Source organism: Aliivibrio sp. 1S128 (assembly GCF_001691065.1).
In the GTDB taxonomy this organism is placed as follows: Bacteria; Pseudomonadota; Gammaproteobacteria; order Enterobacterales; family Vibrionaceae; genus Aliivibrio.
On sequence record NZ_MAJV01000025.1, the window covers coordinates 338062 to 358610 of the forward strand.

The 20549-nt window shown below is 39.2% G+C and carries 18 protein-coding genes; 6 read left to right on the top strand and 12 right to left on the bottom strand.

The genetic code is table 11. The features are described 5' to 3' along the window. The first annotated feature begins 66 nt into the window (after positions 1 to 66). On the top strand, positions 67 to 4230 hold the full coding sequence (gene fdhF, locus A6E03_RS05765; RefSeq protein ID WP_065600377.1) for a formate dehydrogenase subunit alpha: 4164 nt from the start codon (positions 67 to 69) through the stop codon (positions 4228 to 4230). Between the two features lie 95 nt (positions 4231 to 4325). Here the strand turns inward: fdhF and pepT are convergent, their stop codons facing one another. Beyond that, the gene (gene pepT, locus A6E03_RS05770; RefSeq protein ID WP_065600378.1) at positions 4326 to 5564 is read right to left on the bottom strand and encodes a peptidase T; all 1239 of its coding nucleotides are present in this window, start codon (positions 5562 to 5564) and stop codon (positions 4326 to 4328) included. A 140-nt stretch (positions 5565 to 5704) separates the two neighbouring features. Next, positions 5705 to 6085, bottom strand: coding sequence for a helix-turn-helix domain-containing protein (locus A6E03_RS05775; protein WP_065593357.1), 381 nt, complete (start codon positions 6083 to 6085; stop codon positions 5705 to 5707). A gap of 589 nt (positions 6086 to 6674) precedes the next feature. On the opposite strand from A6E03_RS05775, the gene A6E03_RS05780 reads away from it, so the two are divergent. Next, on the top strand, positions 6675 to 7463 hold the full coding sequence (locus A6E03_RS05780) for a helix-turn-helix domain-containing protein (protein ID WP_065593358.1): 789 nt from the start codon (positions 6675 to 6677) through the stop codon (positions 7461 to 7463). 13 nt (positions 7464 to 7476) lie between these two features. On the opposite strand, the gene A6E03_RS05785 is transcribed toward A6E03_RS05780, so the two are convergent. Continuing rightward, entirely contained in the window at positions 7477 to 7668 is a 192-nt protein-coding gene (locus A6E03_RS05785) for a hypothetical protein (RefSeq protein WP_065593359.1), read from the bottom strand. 63 nt (positions 7669 to 7731) lie between these two features. Here A6E03_RS05785 and A6E03_RS05790 point away from each other — a divergent pair, with 63 nt between their 5' ends. Beyond that, on the top strand, positions 7732 to 8097 hold the full coding sequence (locus A6E03_RS05790; protein ID WP_141676964.1) for an MmcQ/YjbR family DNA-binding protein: 366 nt from the start codon (positions 7732 to 7734) through the stop codon (positions 8095 to 8097). Positions 8098 to 8184: 87 nt separating this feature from the next. Here A6E03_RS05790 and A6E03_RS05795 read toward each other — a convergent pair whose 3' ends face one another. Then, positions 8185 to 8748 (bottom strand): malate synthase, encoded by a 564-nt coding sequence (locus tag A6E03_RS05795; protein WP_065593360.1) that lies wholly within the window; start codon positions 8746 to 8748, stop codon positions 8185 to 8187. Between the two features lie 161 nt (positions 8749 to 8909). Here A6E03_RS05795 and A6E03_RS05800 point away from each other — a divergent pair, with 161 nt between their 5' ends. Next, on the top strand, positions 8910 to 10424 hold the full coding sequence (locus A6E03_RS05800) for a DUF3612 domain-containing protein (protein ID WP_065593361.1): 1515 nt from the start codon (positions 8910 to 8912) through the stop codon (positions 10422 to 10424). Positions 10425 to 10512: 88 nt separating this feature from the next. Here the strand turns inward: A6E03_RS05800 and A6E03_RS05805 are convergent, their stop codons facing one another. The 7 genes from A6E03_RS05805 to A6E03_RS05835 form a co-directional block, all read right to left on the bottom strand. Then, positions 10513 to 12429, bottom strand: a complete 1917-nt coding sequence (locus A6E03_RS05805; RefSeq protein WP_065600379.1) for a monovalent cation:proton antiporter-2 (CPA2) family protein — start codon at positions 12427 to 12429, stop codon at positions 10513 to 10515. Next, on the bottom strand, positions 12426 to 13052 hold the full coding sequence (locus A6E03_RS05810) for an NAD(P)H-dependent oxidoreductase (protein ID WP_065593363.1): 627 nt from the start codon (positions 13050 to 13052) through the stop codon (positions 12426 to 12428). The genes A6E03_RS05805 and A6E03_RS05810 overlap by 4 nt, the downstream gene beginning before the upstream one ends. Positions 13053 to 13124: 72 nt before the next feature. Beyond that, positions 13125 to 13358 (bottom strand): multidrug efflux SMR transporter, encoded by a 234-nt coding sequence (locus A6E03_RS05815; RefSeq protein ID WP_255310591.1) that lies wholly within the window; start codon positions 13356 to 13358, stop codon positions 13125 to 13127. 134 nt (positions 13359 to 13492) lie between these two features. Beyond that, positions 13493 to 13900, bottom strand: coding sequence for an RNA-binding S4 domain-containing protein (locus A6E03_RS05820; protein WP_065593364.1), 408 nt, complete (start codon positions 13898 to 13900; stop codon positions 13493 to 13495). A gap of 87 nt (positions 13901 to 13987) precedes the next feature. Next, the gene (locus A6E03_RS05825) at positions 13988 to 15160 is read right to left on the bottom strand and encodes a YcbX family protein (RefSeq protein WP_065600380.1); all 1173 of its coding nucleotides are present in this window, start codon (positions 15158 to 15160) and stop codon (positions 13988 to 13990) included. Between the two features lie 66 nt (positions 15161 to 15226). Then, the gene (locus A6E03_RS05830; protein ID WP_065593366.1) at positions 15227 to 16489 is read right to left on the bottom strand and encodes a HAMP domain-containing sensor histidine kinase; all 1263 of its coding nucleotides are present in this window, start codon (positions 16487 to 16489) and stop codon (positions 15227 to 15229) included. Continuing rightward, a complete protein-coding gene (locus A6E03_RS05835) occupies positions 16464 to 17129 on the bottom strand; it encodes a response regulator transcription factor (RefSeq protein WP_065593367.1) in 666 nt (221 codons plus the stop codon). The genes A6E03_RS05830 and A6E03_RS05835 overlap by 26 nt, the downstream gene beginning before the upstream one ends. 80 nt (positions 17130 to 17209) lie before the next feature. On the opposite strand from A6E03_RS05835, the gene A6E03_RS05840 reads away from it, so the two are divergent. Both A6E03_RS05840 and A6E03_RS05845 read left to right on the top strand, forming a co-directional pair. Further along, positions 17210 to 18109 carry a DUF5666 domain-containing protein gene (locus A6E03_RS05840; RefSeq protein ID WP_065600381.1) on the top strand — a complete coding sequence of 300 codons (900 nt, stop codon included), beginning with the start codon at positions 17210 to 17212 and terminating at the stop codon, positions 18107 to 18109. Positions 18110 to 18259: 150 nt separating this feature from the next. Further along, entirely contained in the window at positions 18260 to 19165 is a 906-nt protein-coding gene (locus A6E03_RS05845; protein ID WP_065593369.1) for a DUF808 domain-containing protein, read from the top strand. A gap of 183 nt (positions 19166 to 19348) precedes the next feature. Here A6E03_RS05845 and A6E03_RS05850 read toward each other — a convergent pair whose 3' ends face one another. Next, on the bottom strand, positions 19349 to 20362 hold the full coding sequence (locus A6E03_RS05850; protein ID WP_065593370.1) for an acyltransferase: 1014 nt from the start codon (positions 20360 to 20362) through the stop codon (positions 19349 to 19351). Positions 20363 to 20549: the final 187 nt, after the last annotated feature.

The window sequence follows — 20549 nt, forward strand, 5'->3', positions numbered from 1 at the left end:
TGACATCAAAAACACTCGAAATGAGGTGATATAATCGAGAAAATTATAAGTCAATCTGGGTATTGAATGATGAAAATAACTATAGATAACCAAACATTCACTATCGATGAAGAGATAACACTGTTAGCAGCTGCAAAGGAATGCAATGTCGAGATCCCTTCACTGTGCGGAAACAATATTAATGGTGAAAAATTGCCATGTGATTTGTGCGTAGTAGAAATCGAGGGACAAGGAATTCAACGCGCTTGTGAAACAAAAGCGGTTGATGGAATGCAAGTGATCACTTCGTCTGAAGCGTTAGCAAAACGTCGTCAAAGTGCATTAAATAAAATACTTTCTGATCATTACGCAGATTGCGAAGCGCCGTGTCAAACCGCGTGTCCTGCTGGCGTGGATATACAGTCATATCTGTATCATATTTCGCAGAATGATCATCAAAAAGCCATTGAAGTCATTAAACGAACATTACCAATGCCATTATCGATTGGTCGTGTGTGTCCTGCTTTTTGTGAAACCGAGTGTCGTCGTGGCTTGGTTGATGAGCCATTGGCTATTCGTCAGCTAAAACGTCACGCGGCTGATGCAGATTTACATGCTCAAGAATCGTATGTACCGCCAAAAAAAGCAGACAAAGGTAAATCCATAGCTGTTATTGGCAGTGGCCCTGGTGGATTAACCTGTGGTTATTACCTAACCAATGAGGGTTACAACGTCACGGTGTTTGATTCGATGCCTAAAGCAGGTGGTTGGTTACGCTATGGTATCCCTGAGTACCGTTTACCAAAATCGATTCTAGACAAAGAAATTGAGTTGATGTGCCGTAATGGTATGGAGATCAAAACCTCGGTTAAATTAGGTGAAGATTTCTTATTATCACAGTTAAGTGATGATTATGATGCGGTGTGTTTGGCTGTTGGTGCGTCTAAAGCGGTAGAAATGCAGTATGAAGGCAGTGAGCTTGGTGGTTGTTATTTAGGTGTTGATTACCTAAAAGATTACGTAATGGAATCTAAACTCATTACCGGTAAAAAAGTAGCGGTTATTGGTGGTGGTAACACAGCGATTGACTGTGCGCGTACTGCGGTGCGTGATGGTGCTGATACCACGCTTATTTATCGTCGTACTCGTGAAGACATGCCCGCTGAAGATTACGAAGTGGTTGAGGCTGAACATGAAGGCGTTAAATTCCATTTCTTAACTAATCCTGTTGAGAATATTGCAGATTCAGAAGGGCGTGTTACCCAAGTTCGCTTAGAGAAAATGGCATTGGGCGAACCGGATGCATCAGGCCGACGAAGCCCTAAAGCGACAGGTGAATTCTTCATTGAAGACTTTGATACCGTAATTTCAGCCGTATCTCAAAAACCAGATTTAAGCTTTCTAGAAAACGACACGATTGATTTGCCGTTGACGCGTTGGAACACGGCTGATTCTAATAGCTTAACCATGCACAGCGGTGTGAAAAACATCTTTAGCATTGGTGATTTTCGTCGTGGCCCTGCAACAGCGATTGAAGCCGTTGCTGATGGTCGTATTGCCGCAGAAGCGATTGATCGTTTCTTTAAGGGTGATATGGAGAAAATACCGACTAAACAGTTTAACTCTCAAAAAGAGAAGAAGACGAAGCAGGTTGATCCTAAATATTTCGAGCACATCCAAAAAGCGATGCGCGTTATCATGCCTGAATTAACGGCAGAGCAGCGCGAGCAAAGTTTTGAAGAAGTCGAAACGGGCTTTGATAATACCGATGCGATCCGTGAAGCAGAGCGCTGTTTAGAGTGTGCGTGTCAGGCGAATACAGATTGTGGCTTGCGTGATTATGCGACGGAATACAAAGCGTCAGAAACCGATTTAAGTAACGAAAGTAAGCAAAAATTTGCTATCGATACCAGCTCTGAATTTATCGTGTTTGATGCCAACCGCTGTATCAGCTGTGGTCAGTGTGTTGATGCCTGTAATGAAAAAGGCGTACATGGCGTATTGAGCTTCATGAAAAATGAAGACGGTACCAATGCCTCTCGCCCTGAATGTCGTGCTGGTTTTGAACACGGTTATGACATGGGTAACTCCAATTGTGTGCAATGTGGTGCGTGTGTTCAAGCGTGCCCTGTTGGTGCATTGGTTGATTCTCGTGATAAGTCTCAAGGCCGAATTGAAATTTTAAAACCAGTAGATACCATTTGTACTTATTGTGGTGTGGGTTGTAAGTTAACCATGATGGTGGATGAATCAACAAACAAAATCAAATACGTGCAAGGGGCGAAATCGTCTCCGGTGAACGAAGGCATGTTATGTGTTAAAGGTCGTTTTGGGTTTGATTTTGTCAGCAGTGAAGAGCGCTTAAAAACACCGTTAATTCGTAAGAATGGCGAACTCGTTCCTGCAAGTTGGGAAGAAGCGATCACGCTGGTTGCTGATAAGTTTAATGCAATTAAAACGCAACATGGTGGCAATGCATTAGCGGGCTTCTCTTCAGCGAAAACAACCAATGAAGATAACTACGCATTCCAGAAACTGGTTCGCTGTGAGTTTGAAACAAATAATCTCGATCACTGTGCACGTTTATGTCACTCAACCACGGTAACGGGTTTAGAGGCCTCTATCGGCAGTGGGGCAATGACCAATGATATTCCAAGTATCAAACATTCAGATCTGATCTTTATTATTGGTTCAGACACCACATCGGCTCACCCGATCATTGCGTCTCATATTAAACAGGCCATTCGCCATCACGGTGCGCGTTTGATTGTTGCCGATCCTAAGCAAGTGGATATTTCTGATCATGCTGAGTTGTATGTAGCGCAGCGTCCGGGTACGGATGTGATGTTACTTAACGGTATCATGCAGCAGATCATTAAAAATAACTGGCATGATCAAGCGTACATAACAGAACGTGTTGAAGGCTTTGATGAGCTGAAAGCAGAAGTAATGTCAGAGACGTATTCGCCTGAGAAAATTGAGTTAATCACTGGCGTGAAAGCGCACGATGTGATTGAAATGGCGCGTTATATCGGAACAGCCGAGCGCACAGCTATTTACTATTCAATGGGTATTACGCAGCACACGACAGGTCATGATAACGTTCGTTCTATTGCTAATTTACAAATGCTGTGTGGCAACATTGGTATTGAAGGCGGTGGTATTAATCCACTTCGTGGTCAATCAAACGTACAAGGTGCGTGTGATATGGGCGCGTTGCCAACGGATTTCCCTGGTTACCAAAAAGTGGAGAATCCAGCGGTTTACGAGAAGTTTGTTAAAGCATGGAATAAGCCAAACTTACCAAATAAGAAAGGCTTAACGTTAACAGAAATCATTGATGCAGCATGCCATTCAGAAGTGAAGGGCTTATTCATTATGGGTGAAAATCCAGTATTGAGTGATCCTGACCAAGCGCACGTTATTCACGGTTTAGAGACGTTAGATTTCTTAGTGGTACAAGATATCTTCATGACGGAAACCGCCGCATACGCAGACGTGATCTTGCCTTCGTGTTCGTTTGCTGAAAAAGCGGGGCATTTCACTAATACAGAGCGTCGTGTTCAGCGTATTTCTCCGGCAGTTAATCCTCCGGGTGAAGCGAAAGAAGACTGGTGGATCATTCAAGAAATTGCGAAAGCGATGGGCGGAGATTGGAGCTATCAATCGGTTGAGGAGATCACCGAAGAGATCACTCAGGTTACGCCGCAGTATCAAGGCATGCATTGGGATGCTATTGGTAAAAATGGACTTCAATGGCCATGTAATGATGCGAATCCAGAAGGAACGCGCATCATGCATAGTGAGAAATTCATTCGTGGAAAAGGTCAGATGGCCGCCGTACCATTCAGATACGCCGCAGAACTGCCTGATGGAGAGTATCCATTAGTGCTGACTACGGGTCGCTTATTAGAGCAATACCATACCGGCACCATGACTCGTAAAACCAAAGGGTTGAACAACCTTGCAGGGCCGCGAGCTATGATCAGTGTGGCAGATGCAGAGCGTCTTGGTATTTCTAACAGTGAAATGGTTCGTGTATCAACTCGTCGTGGCACGATTGAAGCGCCCGCATTTGTGACTAAGCGTATGCAAGAAGGGGTGGTATTTGTTCCGTTCCACTTTGTTGAAGCGGCGGCGAATAAATTAACCACAACAGCGTTAGATCCTCATGCGAAGATCCCTGAGTTTAAAGTAGCAGCGGTGAAGGTTGAGAAGGTAATACAACCAGAACCTGAATTGTGTATATAAATAACGCATAGCGTAAAATAAAATGCCCGATGGTTATTAATCATCGGGCATTTTTTATCATTGCTGATGAATAGTCACTAAACAGTGAGTATTAATTACTGGTGCGATTTAGTATTGATTGCGTTTAACTCTGCAATTTTCACAATCACATCAACCGCTTGTTTCATGCCATTAATGGTAATGAACTCATGAATACCGTGGAAATTGTAACCACCAGTAAAGATATTCGGACAAGGTAATCCCATGAATGATAAACGAGCGCCGTCTGTTCCGCCACGAATAGGCTTGATGTCTGGTTGCACATCACACGCCGTCATCGCTTGTTTTGCTAACTCAATGACGTGTGGATGAGGCTCTACCATTTCACGCATATTGAAGTAACTGTCAGTTAAAATCAGCTCAACACGGCCTTTTTCTAGTTTTTCGTTCAGTTCATCGACTTTTTGTTGCATAAAGGCTTTACGCTCTGCCATGCCTTCACGACTAAAATCACGCACAATATAACCAAGTTCAGTTTTGGCAACACCTGCATTCATTGATTTTAAGTGGTAGAAACCTTCGTAGCCTTCAGTGCCTTCCGGTGTTTCTTCAGCAGGCATCATCAATTGAAATTGTGCGGCAATGTTCATTGAGTTGATCATTTTGCCTTTGGCTGTGCCCGGGTGAACGTTAACCCCATGACAAATCACATCAGCGCTAGTGGCGTTAAAGTTTTCATACTCCAATTCACCAACGGGACCACCATCAATGGTATAAGCCCACTTAGCATTGAATTTTTCTACATTAAATAAGTTTGCACCACGACCAATTTCTTCATCTGGCGTAAAGCCAATGCAGATATCACCGTGAGGGATCTCTGGGTTTGCTTGTAAGATGGCGATTGCAGTTAAGATTTCTGCAATGCCCGCTTTATTATCTGCACCTAATAGAGTAGTGCCGTCGGTGGTAATTAAATCATGACCGATAAGGTTTTTTAAATCAGGAAATTGGGTTGGATTTAACTCTTCACCGCTGGTGCCTAATGTGATTGTTTCACCTTGATAGTTTTTAATAATTTGTGGTTTTACATTTTCACCTGATGCATCTGGTGCCGTATCCATGTGGGCAACAAACCCGATAGCAGGCACGTCATAATCAACGTTTGAAGGCAAGCGAGCCATGACATAGCCATTTTTATCTAAAGAGACATCAGAAAGCTCTAATTCGTTTAACTCAGCGATTAATTGTTTTGCTAAGTTGAATTGCTTTTCTGTACTTGGGCACTGTGGTGCTGCAGGATTTGATTGGGTATCGATACTTACATAAGAAAGAAAGCGTTCTACAAGGTTTTTCATGATAGTCACTCTGTATAGTTGAAAAGAAGGCAAGGAGTGAGTATGGATCAAAAAGGAAAATTAGAAATTGCGATGGGTCATAAAAAAGGAAGGTCTTGATAGCGCATATTTTATCTATATGCGCTAAATAAATTCGATGTTTACTTTGTCCCTTTTGTTTTTAAAATAAAGCCAAATTGCTGAATTAAGCTACTGATTGACTTAAACAACATGGTTCGTTCAGATTTTGAGTACTTTGATAGTTGCTGATGAAATTCGATCACATCAGACATGGTTACGCCTAACCAATCAGAAATGTCATTACTTCCTGATATGATCCAATTGATCTCTTTTTTAAGAACAAAACTTAACGGAACAAGCTTGGATATATGCGGACTAGAAAGTCCGCTAGTCCAGTTGATCACAGTCCTGGTGGATACATCACACGCAGTAGCAATTTGGATGTTGGAAAGCCCTAGTTCTGCTTTTCTTACCTCGATCCGTCGAGAAATGCTTTCCATAGAGGTGTTTTTTTCTAACACAGTCGACCTCGGAAATAGTGATTTTATAATATAAAAGAAATGAGGTTGTCATTTTTAATGAAATAAATTCTCGCTTTGCTTTTAAACCGAATGAAATAAACTTCATGATGTTAATATAATTAAATAAATGGGTAAGATGTTTTACACCATGATATTTATTTATTAATTACATTTAAATAATCGTGACACTGTCAATTTTCTTATTTTAATATGAATATGTTCATTATAATTAACCATAATAAATGGAACGCAGTTAACAATAAATCTAATTAGCCAAATCATTATTACTGTTACTCGATATGCTTTTGATTTAAAACAAATAAAGACAAGTTATAGATTAATTGGCTGCATAGTAATCATATTGATACTCTAATGCAAATGGTTTGTAGGTAAAATTATTTTTATTTTTTCTTCATTATAACAAGAATGGTAATATGTTTTAAAATGTGAATAAGCAAAGTGTATTTAAGTTGGTTTTCTTTTTTTCTATTAATATGCTTGTTAGTGATAAGTAACTATGCTTATATGGTTTAGTTACAAATTATTAGTTGATATTCAAACAGTTATACACCGTGAATTAGGAAGATAGATGGCAGTTAAACGGCACATACAAGCATCAGTCACTTTTGAAACTCTGCCGTCAGATATTTATTTATTATTTGACGCGTTTCGGTCAAATACTGAAACTCGTTCCCATTCCCATTCATGGGGGCAATTACAAATTATAAGTGGGGGAATTTTAGAGTTAAAAGCGGAAGGCCATCGCTTTCTTGCTCCTTCACATTTTGCTATTTGGGTTCCTGCTGGAATGCAGCATCAAAGTTATAACCGTAAACCTATTGCCTATTGTTCCGTAAATATTATTCCTGATTTAGCAAAGAAGCTGCCTTCTCATACGTGTTTATTGGAAGTGAGCCCTTTAGTGGAAGCTCTTATTGCGGAGTTACGTGAGCAAGGTATACAGCAACCAGAAAATGAGCAAGAAGATAGGTTGATCCGCGTTTTATTTGATCAACTATTAGTTGCAAAACAGAGTGAACGTTTTTTACCAACATCAAAAGATAAATTATTAAAGCCAATTTTAGAAACGTTAGAATCCAATCCTGCTGATGAAAGAACGTTAGCTGAATGGGCTGCCCGGAATCATACAACAGAGAGAACGTTAGCACGTCATTGTCAAAATGAATTAGGAATGAGTTTTACGGAATGGCGGTTACGTATTAGATACCTTTATTCATTAGAATTATTGCGTAAAAAAATGTCAATTAAAGAGATCGCATTTAGTTTAGGTTATAGTCAAACTAGCCCTTTCATTACTATGTTTAAGCGATATGCCGATTGCACTCCTGAACAATATAAATTGAAGCACTCAATTTAGGGCAGAAAAAACGTTATCGGTCATCATTTTTAGCGGCAAATTGAAAAGCAAAATAAACAATAATAATCATAAGTAATGGAATAAATGCCGCAGTGTATTCAAGCCAACTCGCATTAGAAAAAAGGCTGCTAAGAATAATATGTCCTACAACTGAAAGAACCGCGCATAGAATTGCAATAGGAATAAGCTTAAGTTCTGATGACATTACTGTTTCTTCACGGTAAATTAAAGTACAAAGATATTAACATAAAATAGGACGGAGCTATTGATGGAGAGCAACATTCAAGAAAAGGAATGGATCAATTATCTACTTGCCAAACCATGCAGTGAAGATTCATTTCCATTTGGACCAGAAGCTCATGTGTTTAAAGTTTTTGGTAAAATGTTTGCATTAATTGGATATAGAAAAGATCAGCTAGAGATTACGCTTAAAGCGAAACCAGAAGACGTAACGTTCCTTACAGAAGAGTTTAAAGAGATTCAACGTGGCTACCATATGAGTAAAAAACATTGGATTACAGTAAGGTGCTCAGAAGATGTCACAATGAGCATGATAGAGTCATGGATAGATAATTCTTATGATCTTGTTGTTTCAAAACTTACAAAAGTAGAAAAAATGAAGATTAAAGAATGAATCGGATCATAATAAAAATTGAAAGATTTAGATGGAAATGGACCATTATTAAAAATCATATAATGGTCCATTCTATTGATATTTTGTTTAAAGACTAAAACAGCAAGCAAGTTGGTAATCGTCCCCATTCTTTGCTGTGTATTCTTTATCTTCACGATGAGCTTTATGATGCGATTTCTCATCACGTTTTAGTAAACTAATCCAATGACGCATTGCTGCTAAACTGAAATCTTGACTAAACGTAGTACACGTCTCCATTTCAATATCTTCAATCGTTACTAGTGTATTTTTCCCCGGCTCATGATGACCAAAAATGATTTCAACATGGCTGCCACTGTTGTCTTTTAAAAGAATGGTGTCTGGAGAAGAACGATGACCTGTAAATGCCACAAACTTCCCAGGGTTACGCAAACCACTGCAACCGCCATCTTTAAAAAACACCACTAAATGATGATAATCTAATAGATAGTTGGTTACCTCTTGATGCGATCCTTTTGTTAAAGGGAACAGTTGGTCGAGTAAATTTTTAATGTTGTGTTGTTTTTCTTCTGTATGACCTGCATCCATGTTTTCCACGGCATAGACAGCTTCAGCCATAAACGGAGTTTCTTGTTGTGCATTGTTTGTGTTGTTTATATTTGTGATAGCCATAGTCTTGCCCTCGAATAAATAGTCCTTAAGTAATGCCAATTTCTTATCGACATTGGTAAGTAAGTCACACTGGTCAGAGTTGTTTGCTTACTTGTATTGAAGCTTAGCTTAATATTGACTACAATTTCACAACAAAAACTTAACAGTGTGAATTTTACAAGATGCGTCAGTCAAAAAGTATAATTAGACAAAGTCATTTTCTTGGGACTAAAATTCGAAACCTGAGAAAACGCAATCACTTAACGATGGAAGATCTCTCTACGCGATGCATTCGTGTGGATCCCGAGAATTCACCATCAGTGTCTTATCTTTCTATGATAGAGAGAGGAAAGCGGGTTCCCAGCGCTGATATGTTAGAAGTTATCGCTACTGTGTTCCAAAAAGAATCATCATGGTTTTTAGACAGTGAACCTGAGTCTCAGGCTATTACGCCTGATAAAGGCAGAAAAGGCGGGATCAGTGGAATGGCATTGGAACCGAGTTTTCTGTTCTCTAATGACATCCTTCAAATTGCTATTCCTGAAATGCTCAACCAAACAGGGGTTACTGGCCGTCAATTTGCACACCTTCTTATTCGAGCCCATCAAGAAAACAATCAAAATCACTTTCCTGATTTAGAGCGTGCAGCAGAAGAGGTTGGGTTAAAACAACTGCCACTCAGTGTTGAGCAGATGATGGATATTGCGGCTAAGCATGGCTTGATATTCAAATGGGTAAAAGAAACGCCTAAATCAGTCGTAGATGAATTCGGTGTTAATGGTAAAGAGCTCTTGACCTCTTTTTTTGAGCCGCCATGTACTGTGTATCTGAATGAGATCTTAAAGAATCACCCAACACGATTAAAGTATGATTTAGCCGTTTATATTGGGCACTGTGTTTTACATAACAAAGAAGGGTTAAAGAGCTCATTATCTGTGGGCAGTCATCGTGTATTTGATGATGAAATACACCACACAGATAGCTCACTAAACGCACAAGACATTTTGAATGCATGGCGTGATTTTGAATCCAGTTTTTTCGCTGGTGCTCTATTATGTCCACGAGTTCCATTTAGACAATTACTTGATAGACATGGGTATGAAATAGATGCTCATCGCTTGGCTGGCGTCTCTCCTTCTGTTGCTATGAGGCGAATGACGGTCGTTTCTCCTTACCCTCATTGGCATTATTTTGATGCGTATGCTCCGGGCAAGCTTAAAGCGGTGTATCGAGGTAATGGTATCCCTCTGCCTTGGGGAAATATGAAACAAGTGAATGACCCTTGTCATCATTGGGCGGTATTTCGCCGATTATCAGAACCAAAAGAGGGGAGTTCGGCTCAGATATCCATTCTTAATGTCGATAATGAACCGCGTATTTATTGTTGTGAATCGGTGAATATGACCGATCCTGCGGGTAATAATCGAGTGTTGTGTGCCGGAATTGATTTAAACCCAGCCATTGAAGCACAAGGTAAAGATGCCGTTTCATTAGCTCGTGATTTACAAAAAGCGTGTGTCAAAAATGGTGGAGAAAGCCCGATAGCCAAGAGTATAAAAAGAGAGTTGATCAGTGTCGCTAAGATATTAAATATTAATTGGATTGAGCGTGGGTTAGAAACGGATGCGAGAGTGATTTGTTCTCGTGGTGCGGTGTGCCCGAGAAAGCCAAGTTGTTATTCTGAATGCAAAGAATAAGGAGTGTATAGTTCCAAAGTAAAATGCCCTAGTCAGTAATGAGTAGGGCATTTTTATGTGTGGATACTTGAGTTATTTATTCACGTGATTACTCATCAAGATCATCAGCATAGCCTTTTGGTGGTGGAGTCCAAGCACGCTCTGATTGATTGTGTTTATCAGAGCGATCTTTACTCATGGCATGTTTAATGGTGCTTTCAAGCTCAATGAAAAGTTTACGATAGTTATTATCAAATCGTTCGCCTTCGGAGTCATCTAACCACGCTTGATATAATTTATCAGAGCTTTGATTCTCTACCTTTTTGTAGGCCAATTTTTGTTGTTCAACATGGAATGGATGTTGGCCAAGTTCACGCATTGCTTCTGCTCCCATCTCAAGCGCAGAACGAGTCGTTTCAGATTCAATAAAATCGGCACCTGCACAACGAAGCATATAAGAATGGCCTCTATCGTAAGCACGAGCGAGCACTTTTACTTTTGGATAAGTGTGCTTAACGTATTTTACCAATTCGACACTGCTTTCTTGGTTATCGATGGCAACAACCAACATTGCTGCATGTTCGATTCCAGCGGTATGCAGTAGGTCAGGGCGAGTCGCATCACCAAAGTAACTCTTTGTATTTACTTGTCGTAATGAGTCAACCTGATCTGCCTGGTGGTCAAGCACAATGGTTTTTACATGATTTGATACTAAGAAGCGATTTACTACTTGTCCAAAACGACCTCCACCCGCGATAATTACCGTGCCTTTCTCATCAATACTATCAGTTTCACGATCATTCGATTTTTGCTCAAATCGAGGCAAGATCACTTTATCAAATAAGATGAATAGCCCTGGAGTTAAGAACATCGAAAGTGCAACCACTAATGATAACGGTTGTGCAATTTCAGGAGGAAGAACATGACTTTGAACGGTAAAGCTTAATAGTACAAAACCAAATTCACCAGCCTGAGCCAGACTTAATGTAAACAACCAACGATTGCTGTTTTTAATCTTAAAAATTAAGGCGAGAACGTATAATATCAAGGCTTTTAGAGCCATAACACCAAGGGTAAGACCGATAATAGTAAAGAAGTCGTCAAACAGAATACCAAAATTGATGCCGGCTCCTACAGTGATAAAAAATAACCCAAGCAATAAGCCTTTAAAAGGATCAATATTAGATTCTAGTTCGTGCCTAAACTCTGAGTTCGCTAATACTACGCCGGCTAAAAAAGTCCCCAGAGCAGGAGATAGACCCACTAAACTCATCAGTGCTGCGATACCAATCACAAGCATTAATGCCGTGGCAGTAAAGATCTCTCGTAGGCCTGAGCTTGCGACAAAACGGAATAACGGACGACTTAAGTAGTGACCACCGACAACGACGATAGCAATAGACGCTAAGATCACCATACCATAGGCCCAACCCGGAAGACCGACGACTAAGCTGATTTCGTCATGATGCTCTGCTGCACTTGCTGCGGCTAATTGGGCTTTTTCAACCAACTCAGGTAATGCTAATAGCGGAATGAAAGCGAGCATTGGAATAACGGCGATATCTTGAAATAACAACACAGAGAATGCGTTTTGTCCGCCTTCTGTTCTAGCTAGTCCTTTTTCATTGAATGTCTGCAACACGATAGCGGTTGAAGAAAGCGCAAAGATTAAACCAATACTCAATGCAATGGTCCAAGGTTGACCAAAGAATAGGGCAATAGCCATAACAATGGCAGTAGTACCTCCGACTTGTAATCCACCTAGTCCCATTAAGCGATGACGCATTCCCCATAGCATTTTAGGTTCAAGCTCAAGACCAACAAGGAACAGCATCATTACAACACCGAATTCAGCAAAGTGCTGGATCGTTGTAGTCTCTTCGCCAACTAATCCAATAATTGGACCAATCACGACACCAGCAATTAAATAACCAAGTACAGAACCAAGGCCAAGGCGTTTAGCGATAGGTACGGCTACGACGGCGGCAAACAGGTAGATAAAGGCTTGTAGAAAATATCCTGTCATGATGCTGGGTCCTTAATAAATTTATCAAACGAATGATTTAATTTTGGCAGTGTTTTTGCGATTTCAATATCAACACGATCTTCAATTAATGCAGAGAGTAAATTTTTAAAACGGTCAGAGTGTCTTTCTATGCGGTCATCTTCCAACGCAGTACGTGCACCAAATAAAACAAGTGGGGCAATGTATTCCATACTTGTTAAAGAAGCCATTTGCTCAAGGGGGTGAAGGAGTTCACGAATGGTAAATTGATTATAGCCATTGGTTTGGTACGCTTCTTCTTTGCCACCAGCAGTAATCGCACATAGGAAGGTTTTATCTTGTAATGCTTTTCCTTCTGTCCCATAAGCAAAGCCATATTCTAATACCATATCTTGCCATTCTTTGAGAATGGCCGGTGTGGAATACCAGTACAGAGGGAATTGAAAAATAACCACATCATGGGTTAATAACAGTTGTTGTTCTCGATCAATATCTATATTGAATTTTGGGTAGTCATGGTACAAGTCAACCACAGTAACATGATCAATTTTCTTTGCTGCCTTTAAAAGTGACACATTCACTTCAGAACGATGCTGGGAAGGGTGAGCAAATAATATCAACACTTTCTTAGGTTGTTTGGTCATAAAACCTCTTTGTTTTTATTCTGTTTATAAAGTAAAAATAGCTTCCTTTTCTATCATAACAATAAAAAGAGATTAATGGGTATGTGGAACAGATGAAAGATTTATGATCGCAATTCCGATACTAATAAATCCAATACCGAGCCAAATTTTGCTGTCTAAATGCGGGTGATAAAATAGGCTTGAAATTAAAGTAACAGCGATAATAGCCAGTCCTGCCCAAGAAGCATGAGCAATACCAACAGGTAGGGTTTTCATTGCTTGGCTAAGAAAGTAAAAGGCACCTAAGTGTCCGGTAATAACAATCACATTAGGTACAAGGTGTTATTAAGTTGGGAAGAGTATATCTTTTGCATATTTGTAATAATAAAAGGCGGAAGGATGCCATGCTATTGGGGTAATAAATAAGCCCCTGAAGATAGGGGCTTATTATTGAAACTGGATTAGAAGAAGTTAATTGAACGTCGACCGCTTTCTGGATCAATCGTAGTTGGTATTTCTGGCTTTTGCTTTTTCTTTTTTTCTTTCTTAGGTTTTGGCTCTGTATACTCAGGTTCTACTGGAATAAATTGAGGTTTCTCTTCAACTTCTGGCAGCTCACCAACTGGAGTGTCACAGATAACTACGTAATATTCTTCATTAAACTCAATCACATCACCATCGTACATTTTACGACGTTTGCGTTGTTCTAATTCACCATTGACGCCAACATAACCTTCGCCAATCATGTGCTTAGCTTCACCGCCACCATTCACAACATTGGCAATTTTTAATACTTTGTATAGTTCAATTGGTTGCATGTTAACTTCAACACCAATCGCTTCTACTTCAAATTCTTCTTGGTCTGACATGACGATCTCTTTAATTACGAATTGGCGCTATTGTAACTGAGAGAAGGGCATCGTCCTATGCCTTTCTCTTTTTAGCATCAGTTTAGGTTAATCAACCACTTCAATGTCGGTTTTAGGTACAGAGCAGCAAGCTAAGATCATTCCTGCATCTCTTAACTGCTGATTTAAGGCCGGAGAATCTTCTTGTTCAACATCTCCAGATTCTAAAGTAACTCGACAGGCACCACATAAACCAGCACGGCAGCTGTTATTTATATTAAGTCCTGCGGCCTCAGCTTGTTGAAGTAAAGGCTCAACAGTATTTCCTGTAAATAAATTGCCGTTTAAGCTAATGGTGATCTCTTCTGATACCGCAGCACGTTGAGGTGTTGTTTTATGATCTGTTGTTTCTGAAGTATCTGTATTTTTGGTTGAATCGACGTAAAACTCTTTTTCTTTGGTTTCTAATACTTCAATTACGTCACCAACGTTAATCGTGCCTTCATTTTTAGCAATGAGGTTTTGACCAAAATAGACATTGCCAGAATCGTCAGCACGGAAAGTCGAAAATGTCTTTAGCGGTTCTTTGTTAGGATGGTATTGAGCGGTGTTTGGATTTACCGTCGTTAGGATACAACGTTGGCAAGGTTTAACAATTTCAAATTCTACTTCGCCAATACGGATGCGTTTCCAAGAATCTTCAATGAATGCTTCTGTTCCTGATACAACAAGGTTTGTTCTAAATTGTGCCATCGTTTGGTGGCCAGTACTGCGTTTGTTTAATTCTGCTAGAGAGGCTTCGCTGATCACGAGTAATGGATAACCATCGGCAAAACTTACGTTAGTTTGGATTTTTTCACGAACACGATTAGATTGCTCACCAGAGTAAAGCAGTTGTGTTTGAAGGCCTAAAATTGCAGAGAACCATTGATTGGCTTCTTGAGTGGTACTATAGGCAGAAAAAGAATCACTCCAGACGGTAGTTGTCACCTTTTTCATGTCAAAATCATTAAAAATTAGATGTAAATCAAGTAAGCCAGGATAACAAAGTATCAATCCATCAGGTTCTATAATGGCTTTGATTTTTACCATGTTAGGATGAGTACGTGCAGTAATCATTTTGCCATCCAAGGTTGCGACCATAAAGCGGCGATCGCATTGCAAGCCTTGCTTTTCGACTTTAGCGGCAGAAACTGAAATTCCTGAAATTGATTTTACTGGGAATATATTAATGTTTGATAAATTTGAAACTGAATTAATTTCGCTCACAGTGGTATCCATTCTTTGTGTTTTTATTAAGTAAAGTGTATCAAAATCTGTGTTGTTTTACTGTCAATTCTCTGCTTACTACGAGATTGAAAGGTCATAAGAACTAAAGATAACCGTCGTAATAAAGTATTTTTCAGTTTGCTGTATCTCAAACTGCCAGTTCATTCTTTCACAAATTCTTTCAACAATGACTAATCCACAGCCATAGCCTGCGTTGTAAGTATCGTTGCCATCATGGCAATTGGAGATACATAGAGTATTTTCATTTAAGCTTATTTCGATATCACCAACACTGTAACTGAATGCATTTTTAATCAAATTATTTATAACTACAGTGATAAAACTACTTGGAGCAAGGCAGGGTTCTCCTTGTTTTATAGAGAGTTCTGCGCCCATTTCTTGCTTTGCAAATAAAGGTTTCAGGTGTTTCAATTGTGTATTTAATATTTTATCTATTTGATATTGATGAAAATGGTGAGTTTCAATGTCTTGCTTACCGAGTAACAAAAAGGTCTCTGTTAGTAACGTCATTTCTTCACTGGCTTGATGTAAGCGATTGATGGCTTTTAAAGCGACATTGGGTTGATTAGGCACTTTTGCGAGTAAATCAGCAGAGCCTTGAATAACCATGATAGGGGTTCTTAATTCATGTGACGCAAAGCGGCTAAACTCTTTTTCCCGAGTGAAAAATTGAGCAATATGATGTTTATTTTCTAGGAGAGTTCGCTCGATATCTCGCGTTTCTTGGTACTTAGTATCAACTGTGAAGTCATCATACTCTGGAGACATGAGTTCCACTTTATGTTGAATATGGCGAAGCGGTAAGGAAATACTACGAACAAAATAAATGCCGTATAAGATCATTAAAATAGTAGAAATACCACCAAGAGATAAGGTTAATATATGCAAAGTTGCTTCGTATTCATCTAAATAATCATCGGAATCATCTTGAAAGAGAACATACAATAAGCCTGAACCAGATGGATGAGGCTTAACGATAAAATGTTTATCTTCAATACCGAGTTGTTGCTCGTATAGCCCCGGTTTATTATAAGTATTTAACCAAAGAGGGTGTTCTTGTTCGCTCCAATAAGTAGAGAACTCTTCTTCATTAGGCAAAGGTGTTTCTTCGCCTAATTGAGGGTATTTTCTGATGTATTGATTTGCTTCGGTATCAAGCCAATGATGAAGACTAATTATTTCTAATTGATCTTCAGCAATGTAGATAACAGACCAAAATAAAGAGAACATTAAAAACGTCAGTATGCCAAACGTCCAACGTATTTTTTTAAAGAAACTAGGGTGCTTTATTGTGTTATTTAAGTCGGTAACCTTTTCCATGAATCGTCTCTAGTATTGAGGTATCAAAGCCTTTATCAATGGCGTTTCTAATGGTGTATAAATGACTTCGTAATGCATCACTTGACGGGGATTCATCACCCCAAATATGTTCAATAAGTTCATTTTTACTGACTATATCAGGCGCTTTTTTCATTAATAATGCAATAATTTTTAATTGAATAGGGGCCAGTTTTATTAATCGTTGTTGGCGAGATAAGGTGCCTGCTTTGATATCCATTTCCATATCTTTAAACGTTAGTTTTCCAATGTCGGTACGACGTCCGCGTTTGGATAAAGCCAATAAACGTATATGTAATTCTTCCATGGCAAAAGGTTTTACAAGGTAATCGTCTCCACCGACTTCAAAGGCATGAATTTTATCTTCAAGGGTGTCTTTGGCGGTTAAAAATAGAATTGGAGTGCTGCAAGCATGATCGTTTCTTAATGATTCAACAGTACTGATACCATCAAGTTTTGGCATCATAATGTCCATTACGATGACATCGAAGCTTTCTTTTTTTAGAATTTCAATCGCCGCAACGCCATGATACGCACAATCGATATCAATACCGACAAGCTCTAAATAATCGGCAATGGTTTCTGCTACGTGGTGGTTATCTTCAACAATTAATACTTTCATTTCTCTCTTCACGAATCCTTCACACTCTTACCACTATAGTACTCTTAGAAATTGAATTAATTATAAGAATTAGGTTAAAAATGAAGAAAGTCGCTATTTTATTATTAGGAACAGCTGTTTTAACGGGGTGTGGCTCTGAGGATTCAGGTGATTCAAATGATCATCACGCATCAAGCTCATACATTGGCGCGATTGAAGCGGTTGATACGAATACTGATACGATGACAATCAATTCTATGCCATTAAGTTTAGCGAGTACTCGTATTGAGTTAAATGGTCATTATGTTGATAAAAACAATCTTGCAGCAGGTATGCAGGTTGATGTTGAGTTCGACGATGGTGTTGCTTATGAAGTTGATCTTGACCCTGAAATTGTCGGAGCTGTTGAGGAAGTAAAAGCAGATAGTATTAAAGTTAATGGGCAGCTTTTTACTTTTTCTAATTTGGATGTTTCAAATATTGTAGTTGGTGATTGGGTGATGCTTTCTGGTTATATAGATGCTACACCTAAATGGGTACTTACTGCTATAAATGAGATTAATTTTACAACTCAAGCTTTACATGAAGGCAAGATCTCGGCTTTAAATTTAAATACTAAAACATTTAAAATTGGTGATGTAGATATAGAGTATTCAGGTGCATTCTTAGATCATGAGGATGAATCTGAATTAAGTGAGGGTGCTTGGGTTGAGATTGAAGGTTCTTATAATACTGCCTCAAAAATATTCGATGCAACAGACGTTGATGTTGAGGACGGTCTAGATCTAGCAAATGCAGAAGTAGAAGGCTATGTAACAACACTAGTCCTGAATAATGGTGTTGGTATGATGACTCTAAATGGTAAAACAGTTGTCACTATTACTGAAAATACTCGCTTTGAAGATGGAACGAAAGATCAATTAAAAGTAGGTTCTAAAGTCGATGTTGATTTGATTAATAACGCTGGTCAATTACAAGCATCTGAAATCGAATTTGATTAAATTGATATATGTATCAAGATTAACCACTGCCTTTCCTAAGTCAGTGGTTTTTTGTTTTTCTGCACGATCTAAAAAATAAGCCATGACAATTGATAAATTCGGCTTACTATTTAATGAGAACTCAAAAGAATTAGTTAAAAAGGAAACAAAATGGCTGGGTTAAGTTTATTAACACTTTTAGATGATATTGCATCCGTACTTGATGATGTTGCTCTGATGTCGAAAGTGGCAGCAAAGAAAACAGCAGGTGTATTGGGCGATGATTTAGCGCTTAATGCACAACAAGTGTCTGGTGTTAGGGCGGAACGAGAGATCCCTGTTGTATGGGGCGTTGCAAAAGGCTCATTCAAAAATAAGCTAATTCTGGTTCCGGCAGCCTTGTTGATTAGTTCCATTGCACCTTGGTTAATTACCCCATTATTGTTAATTGGTGGCTTGTTCCTCTGTTTTGAAGGTGCAGAGAAAATTCATGAGAAATTCTTTCACCAGCATGATGCAAACGAAGATCATGACAAAGAGACGCAAACCAATCCAGAAGACAGTGAAGATTACGAGCAGAAGAAGATAAAAGGGGCGATTCGTACCGATTTTATTTTATCAGCTGAGATTATTGTCATTGCACTTGGCACGGTACAAGGGCACCCGTTTATTACTCAAGTATTAGTAATGAGCTTAATTGCGGTATTAATGACCATTGGCGTGTATGGCCTTGTGGCTGGTATCGTAAAAATGGATGACCTTGGCTTTTATCTACAGCGTAAAAGCAAAGGTGAAGGCATTTTAAGCTCTGTTGGTAATGGTTTAGTGGCACTGGCACCAAAGTTAATGAAGTTTCTAACCGTGGTTGGCACTATTGCTATGTTCTTAGTCGGTGGTGGTATTGTCGTTCACAGCCTTCCATTTGTTCATCATGCGTTAGAAAGTGGGTTAACTCTTCTTCCTACTATCCCATATGTCTCTGTGACATTTCCGACAATAGGTAATGGTGTGATAGGGCTAGTTAGTGGCTTTATTCTTCTTGCTGTGATGAGCGTGTATCATAAAATAAGAGCATAATAAAAAACAGCCGATGTGTATGCATCGGCTGTTTGGCTTTTATTTAAACATTGTAATTAGTAGCTCCATTTTCAACAAAGCCAATTAAAGCACATATGATTTGGCCTACTAAATTTGTAAATAAATAAGGCGAATCAATGGCTGCGACAGTTAATTATCGCAGCCGAGAAGAGTTAGTTTATTCTAAGGGACAAGCCATGCCGTCTTCTTGGATTTTGAAAGCAACCAACTTAACCCTAATGCGCCAGCACCACTGAGCACAACCCACACAGGGATCACCCACATAGGATTATGGCCGTCATACCATTGGAAATTCTTCATAGGCCATAGGAATAATGGGTGAAGTAAGTAAATACCTAAGCTGTAGGTACTAATGAAGCCGACGATGGTTCGTGATTTTTCTGATAATGACTCGCCATAGTAACGACACACAAAAAATAGCATTCCAGCCGCTGCAACGGTATTGATGGTTTTATACGATAACCATCTTCCGACAGTGTATTCACCTAATAGCACACTTTGGCTTATCACCATGTAAACGGTTGTCGCTAATGCAGTGATCCCAATAATAAGCGCTATTATTGTGTTTTTCTGGGTTAGTTCTACTCGTTGATATAATGCATAACCCAGTAATAAGTAACCACTGTATAGCCAGATCTCAGTGCTCCACAACCCCTCAAATTTGGCTAGGAAGAAGCAAGTGGTTAGTAACCAGATCCCAATGATTGAAAATAGAGCGGTATTATCCAGTTTTTGCACCATGACTCGAAAGAAAGGGATCACAAAATAGAGTGGAATGAAGTAATAAAAGAAACCTAAATGGTAATAGGTATACTCAAAAGGAAGATCGATAAGGACGCTTTTCGCCGATTCAAAATCATAACCTTGTGCGGTTAGCCCTGAGAGTAAGGCATAAAATATAGACCAAAAAAGAAAAGGAACTAACACCTTTCCTAGGCGTTTTTTTGCATAATAAGGGGCGTTAAATTCTCGTTTGTCACTGAGCATTAATGCACCCGTGATCATAATAAAAACAGGGACAGCCCAGCGACTTAAGCTGTTTACTGATACCGCCGTTGCCCATTGGTCAAATGGAATCACATTAAGCTCGTTTCTGTAAGGGGCAAGCACATGAATAGCGACTACCGCAATAGCTGCAATGCACCTTAGTAAATCAAAAAAGAAGACTCTTCCCATCGTACGTTCCTACCTATCATTTATTTTGGTTAGCTTAGTTGTACTTTAAATAGTGCAATAAAGTGTCTGATTCATGTAAGGAGTTGAAATATGTTAACTGCAACGTAAAGTATTACTGAATATAATAAAGAAACAAATATAAACTAAAATTAAAACAACATATTGGTATATTATTAACATATATTAT